The following is a 16,068-nucleotide window of genomic DNA, read 5'->3' on the forward strand; positions in this document are numbered from 1 at the left end:
TCATCGCCGTGCGCACTCGCAGGCCGAGCCGCAGGGCTCCCGTGCTCGTAGGGGGAACGCATGCCCCAACGGTTATGACCGGAGGCACGTCGGGTTTCGGGGCGATCGCCGCCGAACGGATCTCGGGCGCAGACGGGATTCGCCTCGTCCACAGTGCCCGGCACGCCGCATCCACCGGAGAGGCACTACCGCTCGATCTGTCCTCCCTCGATTCCGTTCGTACCTTCGCGGCGACGGTTCGCGAGCGGAGCGACCGGATCGACGGGCTCGTGCTGAACGCCGGGATGATCCGGAGCGACGTCGCCGCGCGGACCGTCGACGGTTTCGAGACGACCTTCGTCGTCAACCATCTCGCCCACTACCTGCTGCTGCGCCCGTTGCTTCCGGCTCTGGCGGACCGGGCCGTCGTCGTTGCGACCACCAGCGGCACACGCGACCCCGCGACCGGTGCGGGACTGGTACCGCCACGACATGGCGACGCCGGGTTGCTCGCCCACCCTGAACGGGATCCCGACCTCGATACGCATCCCCGCAAGGCCGGACAGCACGCCTACACCGCCTCGAAACTGTGCACCGTCCTCACGATGCGGAGGTTGTCGAAGGACGACACGGTTCGAGCCGGACGGATCACCGCGGTCGCCTTCGATCCCGGCCAGGTCTTCGGAACCGGTCTGGCACGAGCACTCCCCACTCCGATGCGACTGGCGTGGCGCGGCCTCGGGACGCGGGCCGGCATGTTCCTCCGCATCGTGCAGGACACCTTCAACACGCAGACCGAAGCCGGGAACACGCTCGCAGACCTCGTTCTCGGTGACATCGACGTTCCGGACGGCCGGGGTTATCTCGCACTGCGCCGCGGCGAACCGTCGGTGCTCGCTCGCAGCGACGAGCAGGCCGAACGGTCGTGGCGCGAGAGCGCACGGCTCGTCGGACTGCCCGACCGTTAGGTGTAGGTCCCCCGGGCGTAGTATCGGGTGGCATGGGGAGCGCCTCGCGGTCCTCACGGCCTCTCAGCGATCGTCTCGCCGCACGGGCGCGACGTGTGTTCGTCGGTCGCGATGCCGAACTCGAGATCGTTCGCTCCGCACTGGACTCCCCCGAACCCTCGATCGCCGTGCTGTACCTGTACGGTCCGGGAGGCATCGGCAAGACCTGCTTGCTCGGCGCGATCTCCGATCTTGCGGAACGGAGCCATCGCGCGGTGACTGTGATCGACGGGCGCAACACGGATGCGTCGCCCGGCTCGGTCCTCGCGTCGGTGGATCGCTACATCGGCGACCGGCCGAGGGTGCTCCTCCTGGACTCGTACGAGCGGCTACGCGTGCTCGACGACTGGATCCGAACCGATTTTCTTCCCGGCCTTCCTGCGACGATGCTGACGGTGATCGCCGATAGGTCACCGCCCTCCGCGGGATGGCGCACCGATCCGGGTTGGGGTGATCTGCTCCGGATCGTGTCTCTCAGGAATTTCGACCCCGCTACGAGCGCTGCCTACCTCACCGCTGCGCGGGTTCCCGAGGAACTGCACGACGAGATCATCGGGGCAACGCACGGACATCCGCTCGGGCTCGGTCTGCTCACGGATGTCTTCGTCCGAGGAGGCGATGTACGTGTGCCGTGGCCTCCGGATCTCGTCGGGATGTTGCTCCGACGGTTTCTCGATACCGAGCCGGAGATCGCACATCGCCGCGCCCTGGAAGTGTGTGCGCTCGCCCGGGTGACCACCGAAGCCCTGCTGCGTGACGCCCTCGAGCTCACCGATGCACACGCCGAGTTCGAATGGCTCCGTGAGCTGTCGTTCGTCGAAGCAGGGCCGGACGGATTGTTTCCCCACGATCTGGCACGCGATGTCCTCGACGCCGATCTGCGCTGGCGCGATCCCGATGCCTACCGGTACACCTTCCACCGCGTGTGGAAGGGCATTCGCCGCGGTCTCGATTCTGCAGGAGAATGCGAACAGCAGCAGGCCATCGTGGACCTGAAGTTCGTGTTCCGCAATCTCCCCGGTGTGCTGTCGCCGGTGGATTGGCAGTCGTGGGGAAGCGCGCAACCCGAACGTGCGGAGCAGGCCGATCACTCCGCGATCGTCGATCTCGTGCGGACGTCGGAGGGAGACGAATCCGCGGTGCACGCGCGACGATGGCTCGAGCGACAACCCGAGGGTTTCTTCGTGTTGCGCGACACCGACGGATCGATACGTGGTGTGCTCGGTCTGTTGGAACTCTCGCGAGCGTCACCCGAGGATGTCCGTGCCGACCCGGCGACGCGAGCCGCGTGGGATTTCGCCCGGCGGACAGCGCCTTCCCGTCCCGGCGAGTGTGTCGCGATCACACGCATCGTCATCGACCGCGCTGACTACCAGAATCCTTCTCCGACAATGAACTCGGTTCCGGTGCTCACCTTCCAGCGCTATTTCACCCTGCCGCATCTGTCGTGGGACTTCCTGGCGCTGGCGGAGCCCGACCGGTGGAACGAGTACTTCGCGGTCGCAGATCTCCCCCGTGCCGAAGGAGCGGATTTCACGGTCGGCGATCGTCACTACGGACTGTTCGCTCACGACTTCCGCCGTCGGGATGTCGACGAGTGGCTCACCGTCGTAACCGATCGTGCTCTGGCTCAGGGGCACAGCGGTCCCGAGCCCACGATGTCCCTGCCTCTCGCGCTGTCGGAGAAAGAATTCGCGGGGGCAGTCCGAAATGCGCTGCACGACCTCCGTCGGCCCGATCTCCTCTCTCGTAATCCCTTGTTGCACACGAGGGTCCTCCACAAACGGTCCTCTCCCGACGATCCCGATCCGGTGGTGTTGCGCGCGCTCCTTCGTGAGGCGATCGATTCCTTGGCGAGCGACCCTCGGGACGACAAGCTCTTCCGCGCGGTGGACCGCACGTACGTGCGCGGCGCAGCAACACAGGAAGCAGCGGCAGCCAGACTCGGGCTGCCGTTCAGTACGTACCGCCGACATCTGACCCGCGGCGTCACCCGCGTCGTCGGATGGCTGTGGGATCTGGAGGTGTACGGCGAGGCACCGTCCGGCCGTGAGCACATGTGAGGAGGTTCCGGCCTGTCGACCGAGCACCTTCCGCAGCGACGATCGATTCCGAGGAGGAGGTGTGATCATGCCGATCGGAGAGCGCGCCGTGGTTCTCGGCGCGAGCATGAGCGGATTGTCGGCGGCCCGTGTCCTGTCGGACAGGTTCGCCGAGGTGACGGTGATCGATCGTGACCGGCTGCCGTCCACGGACGAACCACGCCGTGGGGTGCCCCAGGGACGGCACATCCACGTGCTGATCTCGGGGGACAGCAACTCCTCGAGGAGATGTTCCCCGGGTTGTCACAGGAGCTGACCGCTGCAGGCGTTCCCACCCTCGACCACCTGGGCGACGTACGGTGGATTCTCAGTGGTCACCGGATTCGTCAGGGGCCGAGCGGTCTTCGAGTACTGGCAGCCGGCCGCTCGCTGCTGGAGCGCCGGATTCGTGACCGTGTGGCCGCGTTGGCGAACGTCGAGATCGTCGAACGGTGTGATGCCGCGGGTCTCGTCGCGACCGCGGACCGGAGCCGGGTGGTCGGTGCGCGGATCATCCGCCATGCCGACGGAAGCGCCGAGCAGGTGCTCGATGCCGACCTCGTCGTCGATGCGACCGGACGCGGATCCCGCGCCTCCGAATGGCTCGGGAGACAGGGCTGCCCGCAGCCCCGGGTCGACACCGTCGAACTCGATGTCGGCTACGCCACCGCGGTGTTCCGTGCGTCTTCGGTTGCACTCGGCAGCGACCGGGGCATCGTCATGGCGCCCACGCCCGAACATCCACGCGGTGCCGCCCTGCTCACCCTCGAATCAGATCGGTGCATGGTGGCCCTGATCGGGGTCCGCGGCGAAACCGTGCCGGCGACCCGGAGGGACTATCTCGAATTCGCACGGTCCCTGAGGTACCCGGACGTGTACGACGCGATCGCGGATGCCGAATGGGTCGAGGATGTCGTCCGGTATCGCTTCCGGGCGAGCACGTGGCATCGCTACGACCTTCTCGACCGATTTCCCGACGCATTCCTCGTCCTCGGCGACGCGTTCTGCAGTTTCGATCCGATCTATGCCCAGGGGATGACGGTCGCCGCCCTCGAAGCCACCGCAATGGGCCGCCTCCTCGACGACCACGGGCCGTCCGCTGCCGTTCAGCGGAAGCTCGCACGTGTCGTCGACGATGCCTGGGCGATGTCCACCGGTGGCGATCTCGCGTTCCCCGGTGTCGAGGGCCGGCGGGATCCGAAGACGAGGATCGGCAATGCATACGTACCAATGGTGCACGCGGCAGCCGCATACGACACGAAGGTGGGCACAGCGTTCGCCCGGGTGTCCGGACTGCTGGATCCCCCATCGGCATTGATGCGCCCAGGAATCATGGCACGTGTTGTCCGACAGAACATTTCGCATTCGGTCGCGTGGCCGTGGCGCCGAGCCGACGGATCCGCGATGCCGCCTCGCCGGTCGTCTCCGGGACCCGCCGGTCCGGCCGCACGATCTTCGTCCCTCTCGCGGGCCGGGCGCATGCACACGTAGTCGTCGGAGTGGGTATGCATCGTCCGTGACGAAGAAGACGCGCGATCGCAGGAAACCGGGGCGGCAACGGCACCGGCCGCCGAGCACCGCGCCCCCACCACCGGCGGGATACGTCGAGGATCCGACGCTGCCGGCGGCCTGGCTCGTCGACATCGACGGAACGCTCGCGCACATGAGCGACCGGAGTCCCTTCCACTGGCACAGGGTGGGCGAGGACACCGTCTCCCCGGCGGTCGAGGCCGCGGTGCGCGCGTTCGCCGCCGCACCCGACAGGGCTGTGATCGTGCTGCTCTCGGGACGCGACGGCGTGTGCCGACCGGAAACCGAGGAGTGGCTCGCCCGGCACGACATCCCCTACGACGAGCTGTACATGCGTCCGGCCGGCGACAACCGGAAGGATTCGATCGTCAAGGCCGAGCTGTTCGACCGTCACATCCGGCACCGCTATCGCATCATCGCGGTGCTCGACGATCGCGATCAGGTGGTGCGCATGTGGCGACGGATGGGACTGGTGTGCTTCCAGGTCGCCGAGGGCGACTTCTGACGAGCACCGGCGCATACCCGGTTCTCGAACGATGTTTCAATCATGCTGGGACACTTCGGCACTCAGCGTGGACGGTGGAACGAACGGGGCCGCGCCGAGATCGACACGCCGAGTCCCGCACCCGACACAGCGCACGTACAGCACCTGTCCGATCGACGTGGCGTGGCTCGACTCCACACTCCATGCGTGTTCGTGAGGACGGGTCGAGGTCGGGCATTCCTGTGGGTTCCGAGCTTCGATGGCGGCCATGCCCACCACCATGATGTAATGCCCTTATGCATCTCAACCCTTACGGCGAGTATGCGGTCCTCCTCGCGGCCTCACTGGCCGGCGACTGGCCCGACGATCGGGCCGGCATCATGGCCCGTACCCGCGAGGTGGGCATGACCATGGACTTCCCGACCGCGCCCGACGACCATCAGCGCACCCGTGAGGTCATAGACGACTGGCTCGCCGTCGTCGACGCGTCCGACCCCAGGGAACGTGCGCGCCTGCTCAACGAGCAGATGGCCGCCGCAGCGGCTTATCCCCGGCTGACCGATCACGACGGCGAGGGGTGGCACCTGCACTACCGCGACGAGGTCCAACCGCTCCCCGACGTACTGCGCGCGGTGATCAGCGTCGGCACGGCACTGCACCTCACCACTCGTGGAATGCACCGCCTCCACCGGTGCGCCGCAGCGGACATCCCGACCAACCCGTGCTCGGCCGTGGTCGTCGACATCACCCGCAACGGCCGCCAGCAGTACTGCTCCGTGCGCTGCGCGAACCGCGCTGCAGTGCGCCGGCACCGAGCGCGAGCGGCCCAGCAGCGTCGACCCGCATAGCCCGAGTAGCACATCGCAATCGGGAACGGGCCTGTCCCCCACGTTCCCGCGAACCCGACGGGTTGGGAAGCTGGACCGCAGACACCCCACCGATCCGGAGGCCCCGAGAACCATGGCTGCTCGTTCCACCACCCGCCCGCCGAGGATCGACGCCCCGGACCTCGGCGTCCTCACCGACGCGGACGGCGACGAGTTGCTCGCGCACGGAATCTTCGAGAACAGCCGCTACACCGACACCGACCTGACGGGTCGCGATCTGGCCGGGATCATCCTGTCCGAATGTTCGCTCGTCGCACCGATCGTCGCCGACAGCGACCTCACGAGCGCACGCCTGCGCGACACTCTGGTCGAGCGCATGCAGGCACCAAATCTGTTCGCGCCGCGCAGCGGCCTGCACCGCGTGCACATCCGGGACAGCCGGATCGGTGCGCTGGACCTCTTCGACGCGGATCTGCGCAGCGTCACGATCGCGGATTCGAAACTCGGCCTGGTCAATCTGCGGGCCGCCACGGGACGCGACGTGCTCTTCCGCGGCTGCATCCTCGACGAACTGGATCTGGGAGGCGGCACGTTCACCCGCGTCGCCTTCGAGGACTGTTCCGTCGGCGTCCTCGACGTCGACCGCGCAACCCTCGACCAGGTGGATCTGCGCGGCCTGCGGATCGACACGATCCGCAACATGGGCGGTATGAAGGGTGCGACGATCAGCGCCCATCAGGCCGTCGAACTGGCAGGACACTTCGCCGCTCATCTCGGTCTGCGCATCGAAGACCCCTCCTGAGGACGATTCCCCGCCCGACCGATCACATTCGTACGGGTGGGACCGAGGAGACATCGAACGCCGCCTCGTCGAACGTCGACAGCTCCCGCAGCATCCGGTCCGTGGACCACGGCCAGTTGAAACTGTTGCGGCCGTTGACATCGAAGAAGTAACTACGACAACCGCCGGCGTTGTACACCGTCCCGTCGAGTGCGTCCTGCACCGTCCGGTTGAAGGCATCCTGCACGGCCCGTCGCGACTCCATCCGGGTCCATCCCTCCTGCCGCGCTCGGATCAGCGCCTGCATGACGTATCCCAGTTGCGCTTCCAGGATCGTGAAGGCGGACGTGTGTCCGGTGCCCAACGAGGGGCCGAGCAGCACGAAGGCATTGGGGAAACCGGCGACCGTCGTTCCGAGATACGCCTGGGGGCTGCCACTCCAGTGATCGTCGAGGCTACGACCCTGCCCGTCGACGATCCGCCCGGCGATCGGCATGTCCAGGATGTGGAAACCCGTACCGAAGATGACGGCGTCCACCTCGCGTTCGACACCGTCGCCGCCGATCACCACATTTCCCCGCACCGACGCCACGGCGGTGGGATGTACTTCGACGTTCGACCGGGTCAGGGATCGGTAGTAGGTGTTGGAGAACAGCATGCGTTTGCAACCCGGCGTGTACTCCGGTGTGAGGAGGTCGCGTAGTCGCCGGTCGTGCACCTGCAGACGCAACCATGCCCGGCCGACCTGCTGCAGCGCCTTCATGAACACCGGGTTCCGGAAGCCGAGCCCCAGCATTTCCATGATCGCGTACTCGGATCGTCGCAACATTTCGTGGGCACCCGGCACGGTCGTCCCACCGGGCGCGCTGCATCTCGGTGCCGAACCGGATGTGCGGGAGCACTCCGTTCGTCTCGGCCACGCCTTCGATGTACCGCCGGATCTCGGCCTGTCCGGCGAACAAGCGGGACCACTCGCGGTTGGGCGCGAAGGAGTAGGAATAGAGCGCCGACGGCACATCGCATGCACAGCCGGGGTAGGTGTTGTCCCGCCAGGTTCCGGCGATCGCGTCGGCCTTCTCGAGGACGACGAAGTCGATACCGTGTCGGCGCAGGTGGACCGCGGCACCGAGACCGGAGATACCGGCACCAATGACGACCACATCGTGGTGAACGTAGGCGTTACCCGGCGTCATACCAAAAGTATGACACGTGGGGGCGTGACGGCCGACACCCTTTCCCGTCGCCCGATCCGACCTCACGCCAGTTCGGCGAACCGTTCGGTCTCGCGCGCCTGCCCGGAGACGATGATCGTGTCGCCGGGAGAGATCACGGTGTCGGCCGTGGCGTAGGTGAATCCCTCCCCCGGTCGCTTGATCGCCACCACCGTCACGCCGTAACGGCTTCGGATCGTCGTCTGCGACAAAGGCTTTCCTACGGCGAATGCCGGTGCGACCGTCTTGACCATGGCGAAGCCGTCGTCGAACTCGATGTAGTCCATCATCCGCCCACGCACCAGGTGCGCAACGCGTTTGCCCATGTCGTGCTCGGGTCGCACGACGTGATGCACACCGATCTGGGTGAGGATCCGGGCGTGCGCGTTGCTGATCGCCTTGGCCCACACGTTCGGTACCGCCATGTTGATCAACGCCGAGGCAGTGAGGAGGCTCGCCTCGAGGTCGGACCCGATCCCCACGACCGCCCGGCCGTATTCGTGCACCGACAACTGCCGAAGTGATTCCTCGTCGGTGGTGTCGGCGACGGCGGCGTGTGTGAGCCGGCCCGACACCTTCTCGATCACCGCTTCGCTCGCATCGATACCGAGCACCTCGGTGCCCTGAGCCATCAGTTCGAGCGCAAGCGATTTGCCGAATCGTCCGAGCCCCAGGACGACGACGACATCGGCGGCCGGTTTCCTAGCCAATGAAGGGCCTTTCTGTGGGTAGTTCGTAGCGGCGACCACGGTCTCGGGCCGCCAATGCACTGACGAGCGTGATGGGTCCGATCCGGCCCAGATACATCAGCGCCACCAGGATCAGTTGTCCCCAGGACGGCAACTGAGCGGTGATGCCGGTGGACAGCCCCACGGTCGCGAACGCCGAGGTGACCTCGAACAGCAGTACGTCGAGGTCGAATGCGGTACCGGCGAGAAGCACGAGTGTCGGCACCATCACCAGCGCCACACCGATCAACGCCACCGCCAGGGCCTGGCGTTGGAGACGCGGATCGATGCGCCGATCGAACACCGTCACGGACTTCTCGCCCCGGACCTCGGCGGCGATGACGAACAACAGCAGGGCGAACGTCGTGACCTTGATACCGCCGGCGGTGCCGCCGCTCCCGCCTCCGATGAACATCAGTACATCGGTCACCAGCAATGTCGCGTTGTCCACCTGGGCGTAGTCGACGCTGTTGAACCCCGCGGTGCGCGGCATGACGCCCTGGAAGGTGGCCGTGAGAAGCTTCGCGCCCCAATCGTGCCCCTGCAGAGTGTGATTCCATTCGAGCGCCAGGACCAGCAGCGGGCCCACCACCAGAAGCACCGCGGTCACCACCACCGTCAACCGGGTATGCAGCGACCAGCGCTTCCGGTGTCCTCTCAGGTGCCTGCCGAGTTCGAACAGCACCGGAAACCCGATGCCACCGAGGATCACCGCGATCATCAACGGCACACAGATCCACGGATCGGCGGCGAACCCGACGATGTTGTCGCTATAGAGAGCGAACCCCGCGTTGTTGAACGCCGAGATCGCGTGGAAGACCCCCAGCCACACCGCTCGGGCCGGGGTTTCGTCGTAGCCCACGGCGAAACGGAGCGCCAGGGCCGACGCCACGACGGTTTCGATGAGCACGCTGGTACGCACCACACCGACGACGACACTGCGGACGTCGCCGAGTCCGGACGTACGAACCTCCGCCGCAGCGTTGAGCCGGGCCTTCAGGCCGATCCGGTCGGCCAGCACCAAACCGATCAACGAGGCCATCGTCATGATGCCGAGTCCACCCACCTGGATCAGCCCGACGATCACACCCTGCCCGAATCCGGACCAGTGGGTGGGCGTGTCCACGACGATCAGGCCGGTCAGGCACGTCGCGGAGGTCGCGGTGAACAGCGCCGCCATCACGCCTGCTCCGGTACCCGACTGCGTCGCGGCCGGGGTCAGCAGCAGCACCGTGCCCACCGCGATCGCTGCGGCGAAGCCCAGCGCCACCACCCTGGCCGGGCTGTGCGTCAACCGGTTCGCGAGGCGCCGGATCGGCGCGGACACCACTTCGGTGCGTCTACTCACATCGCCGAACACTAGACCCGCCGGCCGCACGTCCGGAATCTCGGGGGGATCACTGCGGTGTCAGGCGTTCCCGGCCTGTTCGACGGGAACGCATGTCCGCGCACGCCTCACGCCCTGCATCTCGCGAATCCAGAGCCCGAGACCACAGGTGGGGAAGACTGCCCCCAGCACGCACACCGCTTTCCAGCCTCCACCGAAGTACGCGAGGGTGGACAGCACACTCCCGAGCGATCCTGCGAGGAAGTAGCAGGTCATGTAGGCGGTGTTGAGGCGACTTCGAGCGTCGGACCGAAGCGGGTAGATCAGACTCTGGTTGCTGATGTGTGTTCCCTGGATCCCCAGATCGAGCAGTGCGACCCCGATCGCCAGCGCGACGACGTGACGCTCCCCGACGGCGAGCAGCACGAAACTCGCCGCGGTGACGGCGACGAAGAATCCGGTCTGGCGACGCGCATATCCCCGGTCGGCGAGAGCACCCGCCACACGGGCGGCCAACGCACCCGCGACCCCGAAGAGGGTGAACATCCCGATGCGCGCATCGGACCACCCGTATCCCGGTCCGGAGAGGAGGAATCCCACGCTCGTCCAGAACACCCCGAACGACGCGTACGTCAGTGCGCCGTACGCGATCCGTTGCCGCAGAACGGCTTCGGCGGACATCAGTCGGAGTACCGAGGCCAGCACCGCACGGTACCCGGCATCGGTGGTGGGGACCGACTCCGGCAGGGTGCGGATCAACAGCACGGTGAGCAGCATCAGCACCGCTGCGCATACGAACACCGCCCGCCAGCCTGCCACCTCGGCGATCAGTCCTGCCACCACGCGGGACAGCAGGATGCCCAGCAACAGACCGGTCATGACGTTGCCGATGACACGTCCGCGCTCGTCGTCGCGGGCGAGACTCGCCGCGAAAGGCACCAGCACCTGGCCCACGACCGATCCCGTACCGACCAGGACGGCGCACGCCGCCAGGATCCGCCAGTCCGGCGACCACGCCATGACCAGCAAACCGGCAGCGGTGACGAGGAGCATCCAGCGTAGGAGTGTCCGTCGTTCGACCATGTCCCCGACGGGAACGAGGAACGCCAGGCCGAGCGCGTACCCGATCTGTCCTGCCGTGACCACGAGCCCGACCTCGGCAGTGGAGGCGTCGAAGGTCTCGGCGATGGCGCCGACCAGCGGTTGCGCGTAATAGCTGTTGGCCACCACCAACCCCGAGGCAAGGGCCATCACCGCGACGAGTCGGCGATCCATGCGAGGCGTCGAGATATCGGTGCGTGACATGGATCCGATCGTCGAACGCCGTCCACCGATCTGTCCAACGGGATAAATTGATCGATCCCAGAAGTAGAATCGATCAATGGAGTTTCGTCAGCTCCGCCATTTCCTGGCGGTCGTCGAGCACGGTCACTTCACCCGTGCCGCCGAATCCGTGCACCTGTCCCAGTCGGCCCTCAGCGCCTCCGTCCGCGCGCTGGAGAACGAGCTGGGAACACCGTTGTTCGAACGCACCACCCGCTCGGTGGTCCCGACCGATGCCGGCAAGGTGCTCTATCCATATGCGCAGAGAATGCTCGGGGAAGCACAGGACGCGGTGGCCGCCGTCGGCCGGTTGCGGACCGGAGAACTGGGCACACTGACGCTGGGGACGGTGCAGACGTTCACCGCAGTGGACCTCCCCGCACTGCTGGCGCGCCTGCACGGCAGGTTTCCGGGAATCGGAGTGACGCTGAGAGAAGCGACCACGGACGAACTCTTCGATGCCGTGATCACAGCGGAGTTGGACCTGGCATTCGTCGCACTCGATGCACGCCCGCTCCGGTCGGGGCTGACCGCCCTCCGGACCTACCGTGAGGAACTGACCGTCGTCGCGGCCCCGGATCATCCGCTCGCTGCGGTGACGGACATCGAGATGCACGACCTGCAGTCCTGTTCGTTCGTCGATTTCCACGCGGGCACCGGTCTGCAGACCACGATCGAGTCGTTGTTCGCGGCTGCGGGAGTGCACCGGCACATCACGTTCCGGGTCGGCGACATGGACCGGCTCCTCGAACTGGTCCGCTACGGCCTCGGAGTGGCGGTCGTGCCCGAACCGATCGCGCAGCGCAGCGGGCTTCGGCGGATTCGCATGAACACCGGAAACCGGTGCCGCACTCTCGCACTCGTCGGCCGCACCAACGCGTCCCCCAGTAGGGCCGCGAGACTCTTCCTCGACCTGCTCACCGATCCGATCGCATGACCCCGGTGCCGAGCGAGTGTTCTCATCCCACCGAGCGTGATTCCAGGGCGATGTCCGAACCGTCCGTCAGGTCCCGCACCTCCGCGTAGCGCTCCCGCACGTGCGGGGTCGGGTCGGCCTCGTAGCGGCGTGTCGCGCCGGATTCCCACGCCGGGGGCTCGTCGCCTCCGCGCAGCACCCACGCCGCCTGCCTGGCGGCGCCCCGCGCCACATACTCCCCCGGTTCGGGAACGTCGACAGGCATGCCCAGCACCGCCGGTGCCATCTCGCACACCGCCTGCGAGCGCGCCCCACCGCCGACGAGCAGCACCCGCCGGACCTCGGTGCCCTGAGCCCGGATGTGGTCGATGCCGTCGGCCAGCGAACACAGCAGGCCCTCGAACGCCGCGCGGGCGACATGCGCGGGCGTCGCCGTTCCGAGCCGCAGCCCGTGCAGGGCGCCCGTCGCGCCGGGACGGTTCGGGGTACGCTCCCCTTCCAGATACGGGACCAGCACGAGTCCGTCGCTGCCCGCCGGCGCCGAGAATGCGAGCCGCGTGAGCTCGGTGTGGTCGACCCCGAGCATCGTCGCGGTGGCGTCCAGTACCCGGGCCCCGTTGAGCGTGCACACCAGTGGCAGATGCCGGCCGGTCGCGTCGGCGAATCCCGCGACGTAACCGTCTGCGTCGCGGGCCGGTGTCGTGGACACCGCGCACACCACGCCCGACGTGCCGATCGAGACGACCACATCGCCTTCGCGGACGTCGAGAGCCAGCGCGCTCGCCGCATTGTCGCCGGCCCCCGGACCGAGCAGGGCACCGGCGACCGTCTCCCCGACACTCTCGGCCGGCCCGGCGACCCGCGGGAGGAATGGGCTCGGCCGGCGCAGGGCCTGTTCGAGCAGATCGTGTCGGTAGGTGTCGGTGGATGCGTCGAAGTAGCCGGTGCCGCTCGCGTCACTGCGATCGGTGGCGAGCCGGTCGAGGTCGCGGTCGGTGCGCATCGTCCACGTCAGCCAGTCGTGCGGCAGGCACAACGCCGCCGTGCGGTCGGCATTGCCGGGTTCGTGGTCGGCGAGCCAGCGTGCCTTCGCGACGGTGATCGCGGCAAGCGGGACCACCCCCACGGCCTCGGCCCACGCGCCCGCGCCACCGGCCTCGTCGACGAGATCGGTCGCTGCCGCTGCGGATCTCGTGTCGTTCCACAACAACGCGTCGCGGACCACGTCGCCGCGCTCGTCGAGGCACACCATGCCGTGCTGCTGCGCTCCCACCGAGATCGCCGAGACGTCGTCGAGTCCGCCCGCTTCCGAACACGCCCGCTCGAAGGCAGCACGCCACTCCAGCGGGTCGACCGCGGTGCCGGACGGATGGGGAGCGCGACCCTCGCGCACGACGGCCCCGGTGTCGGCGTCGCACACGACGACCTTGCAGGACTGGGTGGACGAATCGATCCCGGCGACGAGCGTCATCGCGCCGCCTCCCGGGCCGCGGTGCGGTCGGCCAGCGTGGGCAGGTCGGCACCGGCGCGGGCCACCGTCAGACCGGACGTCCACGCGGCGATGTCGAACACATCGCGCACATCGTCGATCCCAATGCCACGCAGTCGTTCCCGACGGTCGGCCCCGAGGAGACCGCAGGTCCACAATCCGTCGAGCAGACCGGTGGTGAAGGCGTCGCCGGCGCCGACCGTGTCGACCACCTCGACCCGCACGGCGGGTACCTCGACAGTCCCGGCCGCGCACAGCGCCACCGCACCTTGTTCTCCACGGGTCACCGCAACGATCGCCGGCCCTCGCGAGAGCCAATCCCGCGCGGTGTCGAGGGGATTACGATCGGGCGCGAACCACGTCAGGTCCTCGTCGCTGGCCTTGACCACGTCGGCGAGCGAGACCAGACGTTCGATCCGTTCCCGTCCGCGCGCCGGGTCGTCGATCAGCGCCGGTCGGACGTTCGGATCGAAGCTCACCGTGGATGTTCCTGCCTGCTGCGCAACGAGTTCGGCGACGAGATCGCAGCCGGGTTCGAGCACCGTCGCGATGGACCCGGTGTGCACGAGCACGGCGTCCACCGACGGCGGCGGCTCGACAGGATCCCAGACGATGTCGAATTCGTACGTCGCGGAACCCTTCTCGTCGATCTCCGCCTGCGCGGTCGCCGTGCGCTCGGCTGCTGCGCTCCCCGGCGTCAGCGACACCCCGGAGGCCGCGAGGTGATCGACTATCCGCCGTCCGCGGGCGTCGGTGCCGACGCGTGTCGTGAACTGCACGGGCCGGCCGAGCCGGCCCAGACCGAGCGCGACGTTGAGCGGACTCCCGCCCACGTGCTCGACGGGTTCGGCGCCGCCGCGGTGGACGATGTCGACGAGGGCTTCTCCGACGACGAGGGCGTGGCCGTTCATTCCGGCTCCCCCGGAAGTTCCTTCAGGGTGGCGCGTGCGCCGTCGCTGTGCAGGGCGTTGAGCGCCCAGGTGTAGGCGTCGACGAAACGGTGGTTCTGCGCGAGATCACCGAAGACCTCGGCGTTCTCGATGAAGGCGGTGGGATGCGTGAGTTGTCCTCGCGCGATCGGGACGAGCGTGTCGGCGAGCCGGTCGACCACCTCGATCGGTTGTCCCTGTTCGTCGATGCCTTCGGCGTAGCGCGCCCACGAAGCGACGATCGCCGCGGACAACCGCACGTGCCCATTGGCGGCAAGGTTCTCCCGGATCACGGGCACCAGCCACTTCGGAATGCGATCGGACGACTCGGCGCACAGGCGTGCGATCGTGTCCCGGATCTCGGGGTTCGCGAACCTCTCGATCAGGGTGGTCTTGTACTCGTCGAGATCGATGCCCGGCACCGGTTTCAGGGTCGGTGTCGCTTCGGTGTCCATGTACGCACGGACGAATCCGGCGAGGAGCGGATCCTGCGCGGCCTCGTGGACGAGGCGGTATCCCATGAGATACGCGAAATAGCAGAGTCCCTGGTGACCGGCGTTGAGCAGACGCAACTTCATCAGCTCGTAGGGAGCGACGTCGTCGACGATCTGGACTCCCGCATCCTCGAAGGGCGGTCGCCCGTCGGCGAAGTCCTCCTCGAGCACCCAGGAGGTGAAGGGTTCGGCGGCGACCGGCCAGCGGTCCTGCACGTCGAAGCGTTCGGAGAGCGCCGAGACCACCTCGTCGGTGGTCACCGGGGTGATCCGGTCGACCATCGAGTTGGGGAAACGGACGTGCTCGGTGATCCATTCTGCGAGATCGGGATTCAGAAGGCGCGCGTATTCGCTGAAGACGCGACGCGCGACGGTTCCGTTGCCCTCGATGTTGTCGCACGACATCACCGTCGGAGCGCGCAGTCCTCGCTCCCGGCGCCGGGCGAGAGCCTCGGTGACGAGACCGAAGACGGTGGCCGGGGGTTCGCCGGACCGCAGATCGTGTTGCACGGCCGGATCGTCGACGTCGAACTCACCGGTGTCGTGACGGATGTTGTAACCGCCCTCGGTGACGGTCAGCGAGATGATCCGGGTGGTCGGGGCCGCGAGGAGCTCGACGACCGCCTCGGGATCGTCTGGGGCGTAACGATAGTCGACGATGGAGCCGATCACCCGCGGCTCCCAGGTGCCGTCGGGGTGGGTGAGCACCAGCGTGTACAGGTGGTCCTGGACGGCGAGCGCCTCCTGCATACGGCGATCACCGGGGAGCACCCCGACGCCGCAGATACCCCATTCCTTCGCCTTCCCCTGTTCGAGGAGCCGGTCTACGTACATCGCCTGGTGCGCGCGGTGGAATCCGCCCACACCGAAGTGCACGATGCCGACGGAGACGTCGTCCCGACGGTAGGTCGGGACGGGCACACCCAACTCGGGAAGCGTCTGCTCGTTCACGTGCATGGATC

General features: G+C 67.4%; 14 protein-coding genes and 1 pseudogene. 8 read left to right on the top strand and 7 right to left on the bottom strand.

The genetic code is table 11. From position 1 onward, the window contains the following. Positions 1–74: 74 nt before the first annotated feature. The 7 genes from BLV31_RS19495 to BLV31_RS19525 all read left to right on the top strand — a co-directional run bounded on the left by BLV31_RS19495 (position 75) and on the right by BLV31_RS19525 (position 6,710). The gene (locus BLV31_RS19495; protein ID WP_064060656.1) at positions 75–947 is read left to right on the top strand and encodes an SDR family NAD(P)-dependent oxidoreductase; all 873 of its coding nucleotides are present in this window, start codon (positions 75–77) and stop codon (positions 945–947) included. Positions 948–979: 32 nt separating this feature from the next. Further along, positions 980–3,049, top strand: coding sequence for an ATP-binding protein (locus tag BLV31_RS19500; protein WP_064060657.1), 2,070 nt, complete (start codon positions 980–982; stop codon positions 3,047–3,049). 67 nt (positions 3,050–3,116) lie between these two features. Beyond that, positions 3,117–3,344, top strand: a complete 228-nt coding sequence (locus BLV31_RS25590) for an NAD(P)-binding protein (RefSeq protein WP_248846210.1) — start codon at positions 3,117–3,119, stop codon at positions 3,342–3,344. Positions 3,345–3,484: 140 nt separating this feature from the next. Beyond that, positions 3,485–4,558: an NAD(P)/FAD-dependent oxidoreductase gene (locus BLV31_RS19510; RefSeq protein ID WP_064060659.1), complete on the top strand. Its 1,074-nt coding sequence runs from the start codon at positions 3,485–3,487 to the stop codon at positions 4,556–4,558. Between the two features lie 25 nt (positions 4,559–4,583). After that, the gene (locus tag BLV31_RS19515) at positions 4,584–5,102 is read left to right on the top strand and encodes a phosphatase domain-containing protein (protein WP_006550630.1); all 519 of its coding nucleotides are present in this window, start codon (positions 4,584–4,586) and stop codon (positions 5,100–5,102) included. A 275-nt stretch (positions 5,103–5,377) separates the two neighbouring features. Continuing rightward, positions 5,378–5,929: a CGNR zinc finger domain-containing protein gene (locus tag BLV31_RS19520; protein WP_006550632.1), complete on the top strand. Its 552-nt coding sequence runs from the start codon at positions 5,378–5,380 to the stop codon at positions 5,927–5,929. Between the two features lie 112 nt (positions 5,930–6,041). Then, the gene (locus BLV31_RS19525) at positions 6,042–6,710 is read left to right on the top strand and encodes a pentapeptide repeat-containing protein (protein WP_064060660.1); all 669 of its coding nucleotides are present in this window, start codon (positions 6,042–6,044) and stop codon (positions 6,708–6,710) included. Positions 6,711–6,732: 22 nt separating this feature from the next. Here the strand turns inward: BLV31_RS19525 and BLV31_RS19530 are convergent. The 4 genes and pseudogenes from BLV31_RS19530 to BLV31_RS19545 form a co-directional block, all read right to left on the bottom strand. After that, positions 6,733–7,882, bottom strand: a pseudogene (locus BLV31_RS19530) (flavin-containing monooxygenase). 62 nt (positions 7,883–7,944) lie between these two features. Next, positions 7,945–8,610, bottom strand: coding sequence for a potassium channel family protein (locus BLV31_RS19535; RefSeq protein ID WP_072740535.1), 666 nt, complete (start codon positions 8,608–8,610; stop codon positions 7,945–7,947). Continuing rightward, positions 8,603–9,958: a TrkH family potassium uptake protein gene (locus tag BLV31_RS19540; protein ID WP_064060661.1), complete on the bottom strand. Its 1,356-nt coding sequence runs from the start codon at positions 9,956–9,958 to the stop codon at positions 8,603–8,605. Before BLV31_RS19540 ends, BLV31_RS19535 begins: the two co-directional genes overlap by 8 nt. A gap of 78 nt (positions 9,959–10,036) precedes the next feature. After that, positions 10,037–11,260, bottom strand: coding sequence for an MFS transporter (locus tag BLV31_RS19545; RefSeq protein WP_064060662.1), 1,224 nt, complete (start codon positions 11,258–11,260; stop codon positions 10,037–10,039). Between the two features lie 76 nt (positions 11,261–11,336). Here BLV31_RS19545 and BLV31_RS19550 point away from each other — a divergent pair, with 76 nt between their 5' ends. Beyond that, positions 11,337–12,215 (top strand): LysR family transcriptional regulator, encoded by an 879-nt coding sequence (locus BLV31_RS19550; RefSeq protein ID WP_064060663.1) that lies wholly within the window; start codon positions 11,337–11,339, stop codon positions 12,213–12,215. A gap of 22 nt (positions 12,216–12,237) precedes the next feature. Here the strand turns inward: BLV31_RS19550 and BLV31_RS19555 are convergent, their stop codons facing one another. The 3 genes from BLV31_RS19555 to BLV31_RS19565 are packed head-to-tail and all read right to left on the bottom strand — an operon-like array spanning position 12,238 to position 16,063. Next, the gene (locus tag BLV31_RS19555; protein WP_064060664.1) at positions 12,238–13,665 is read right to left on the bottom strand and encodes a xylulokinase; all 1,428 of its coding nucleotides are present in this window, start codon (positions 13,663–13,665) and stop codon (positions 12,238–12,240) included. Then, positions 13,662–14,594, bottom strand: a complete 933-nt coding sequence (locus tag BLV31_RS19560; protein WP_064060665.1) for a carbohydrate kinase family protein — start codon at positions 14,592–14,594, stop codon at positions 13,662–13,664. Before BLV31_RS19560 ends, BLV31_RS19555 begins: the two co-directional genes overlap by 4 nt. After that, positions 14,591–16,063, bottom strand: coding sequence for a mannitol dehydrogenase family protein (locus tag BLV31_RS19565; RefSeq protein ID WP_064060666.1), 1,473 nt, complete (start codon positions 16,061–16,063; stop codon positions 14,591–14,593). The genes BLV31_RS19560 and BLV31_RS19565 overlap by 4 nt, the downstream gene beginning before the upstream one ends. Positions 16,064–16,068 lie beyond the last annotated feature (5 nt).

Source organism: Rhodococcus pyridinivorans (assembly GCF_900105195.1).
Classification (GTDB): Bacteria; Actinomycetota; Actinomycetes; order Mycobacteriales; family Mycobacteriaceae; genus Rhodococcus; species Rhodococcus pyridinivorans.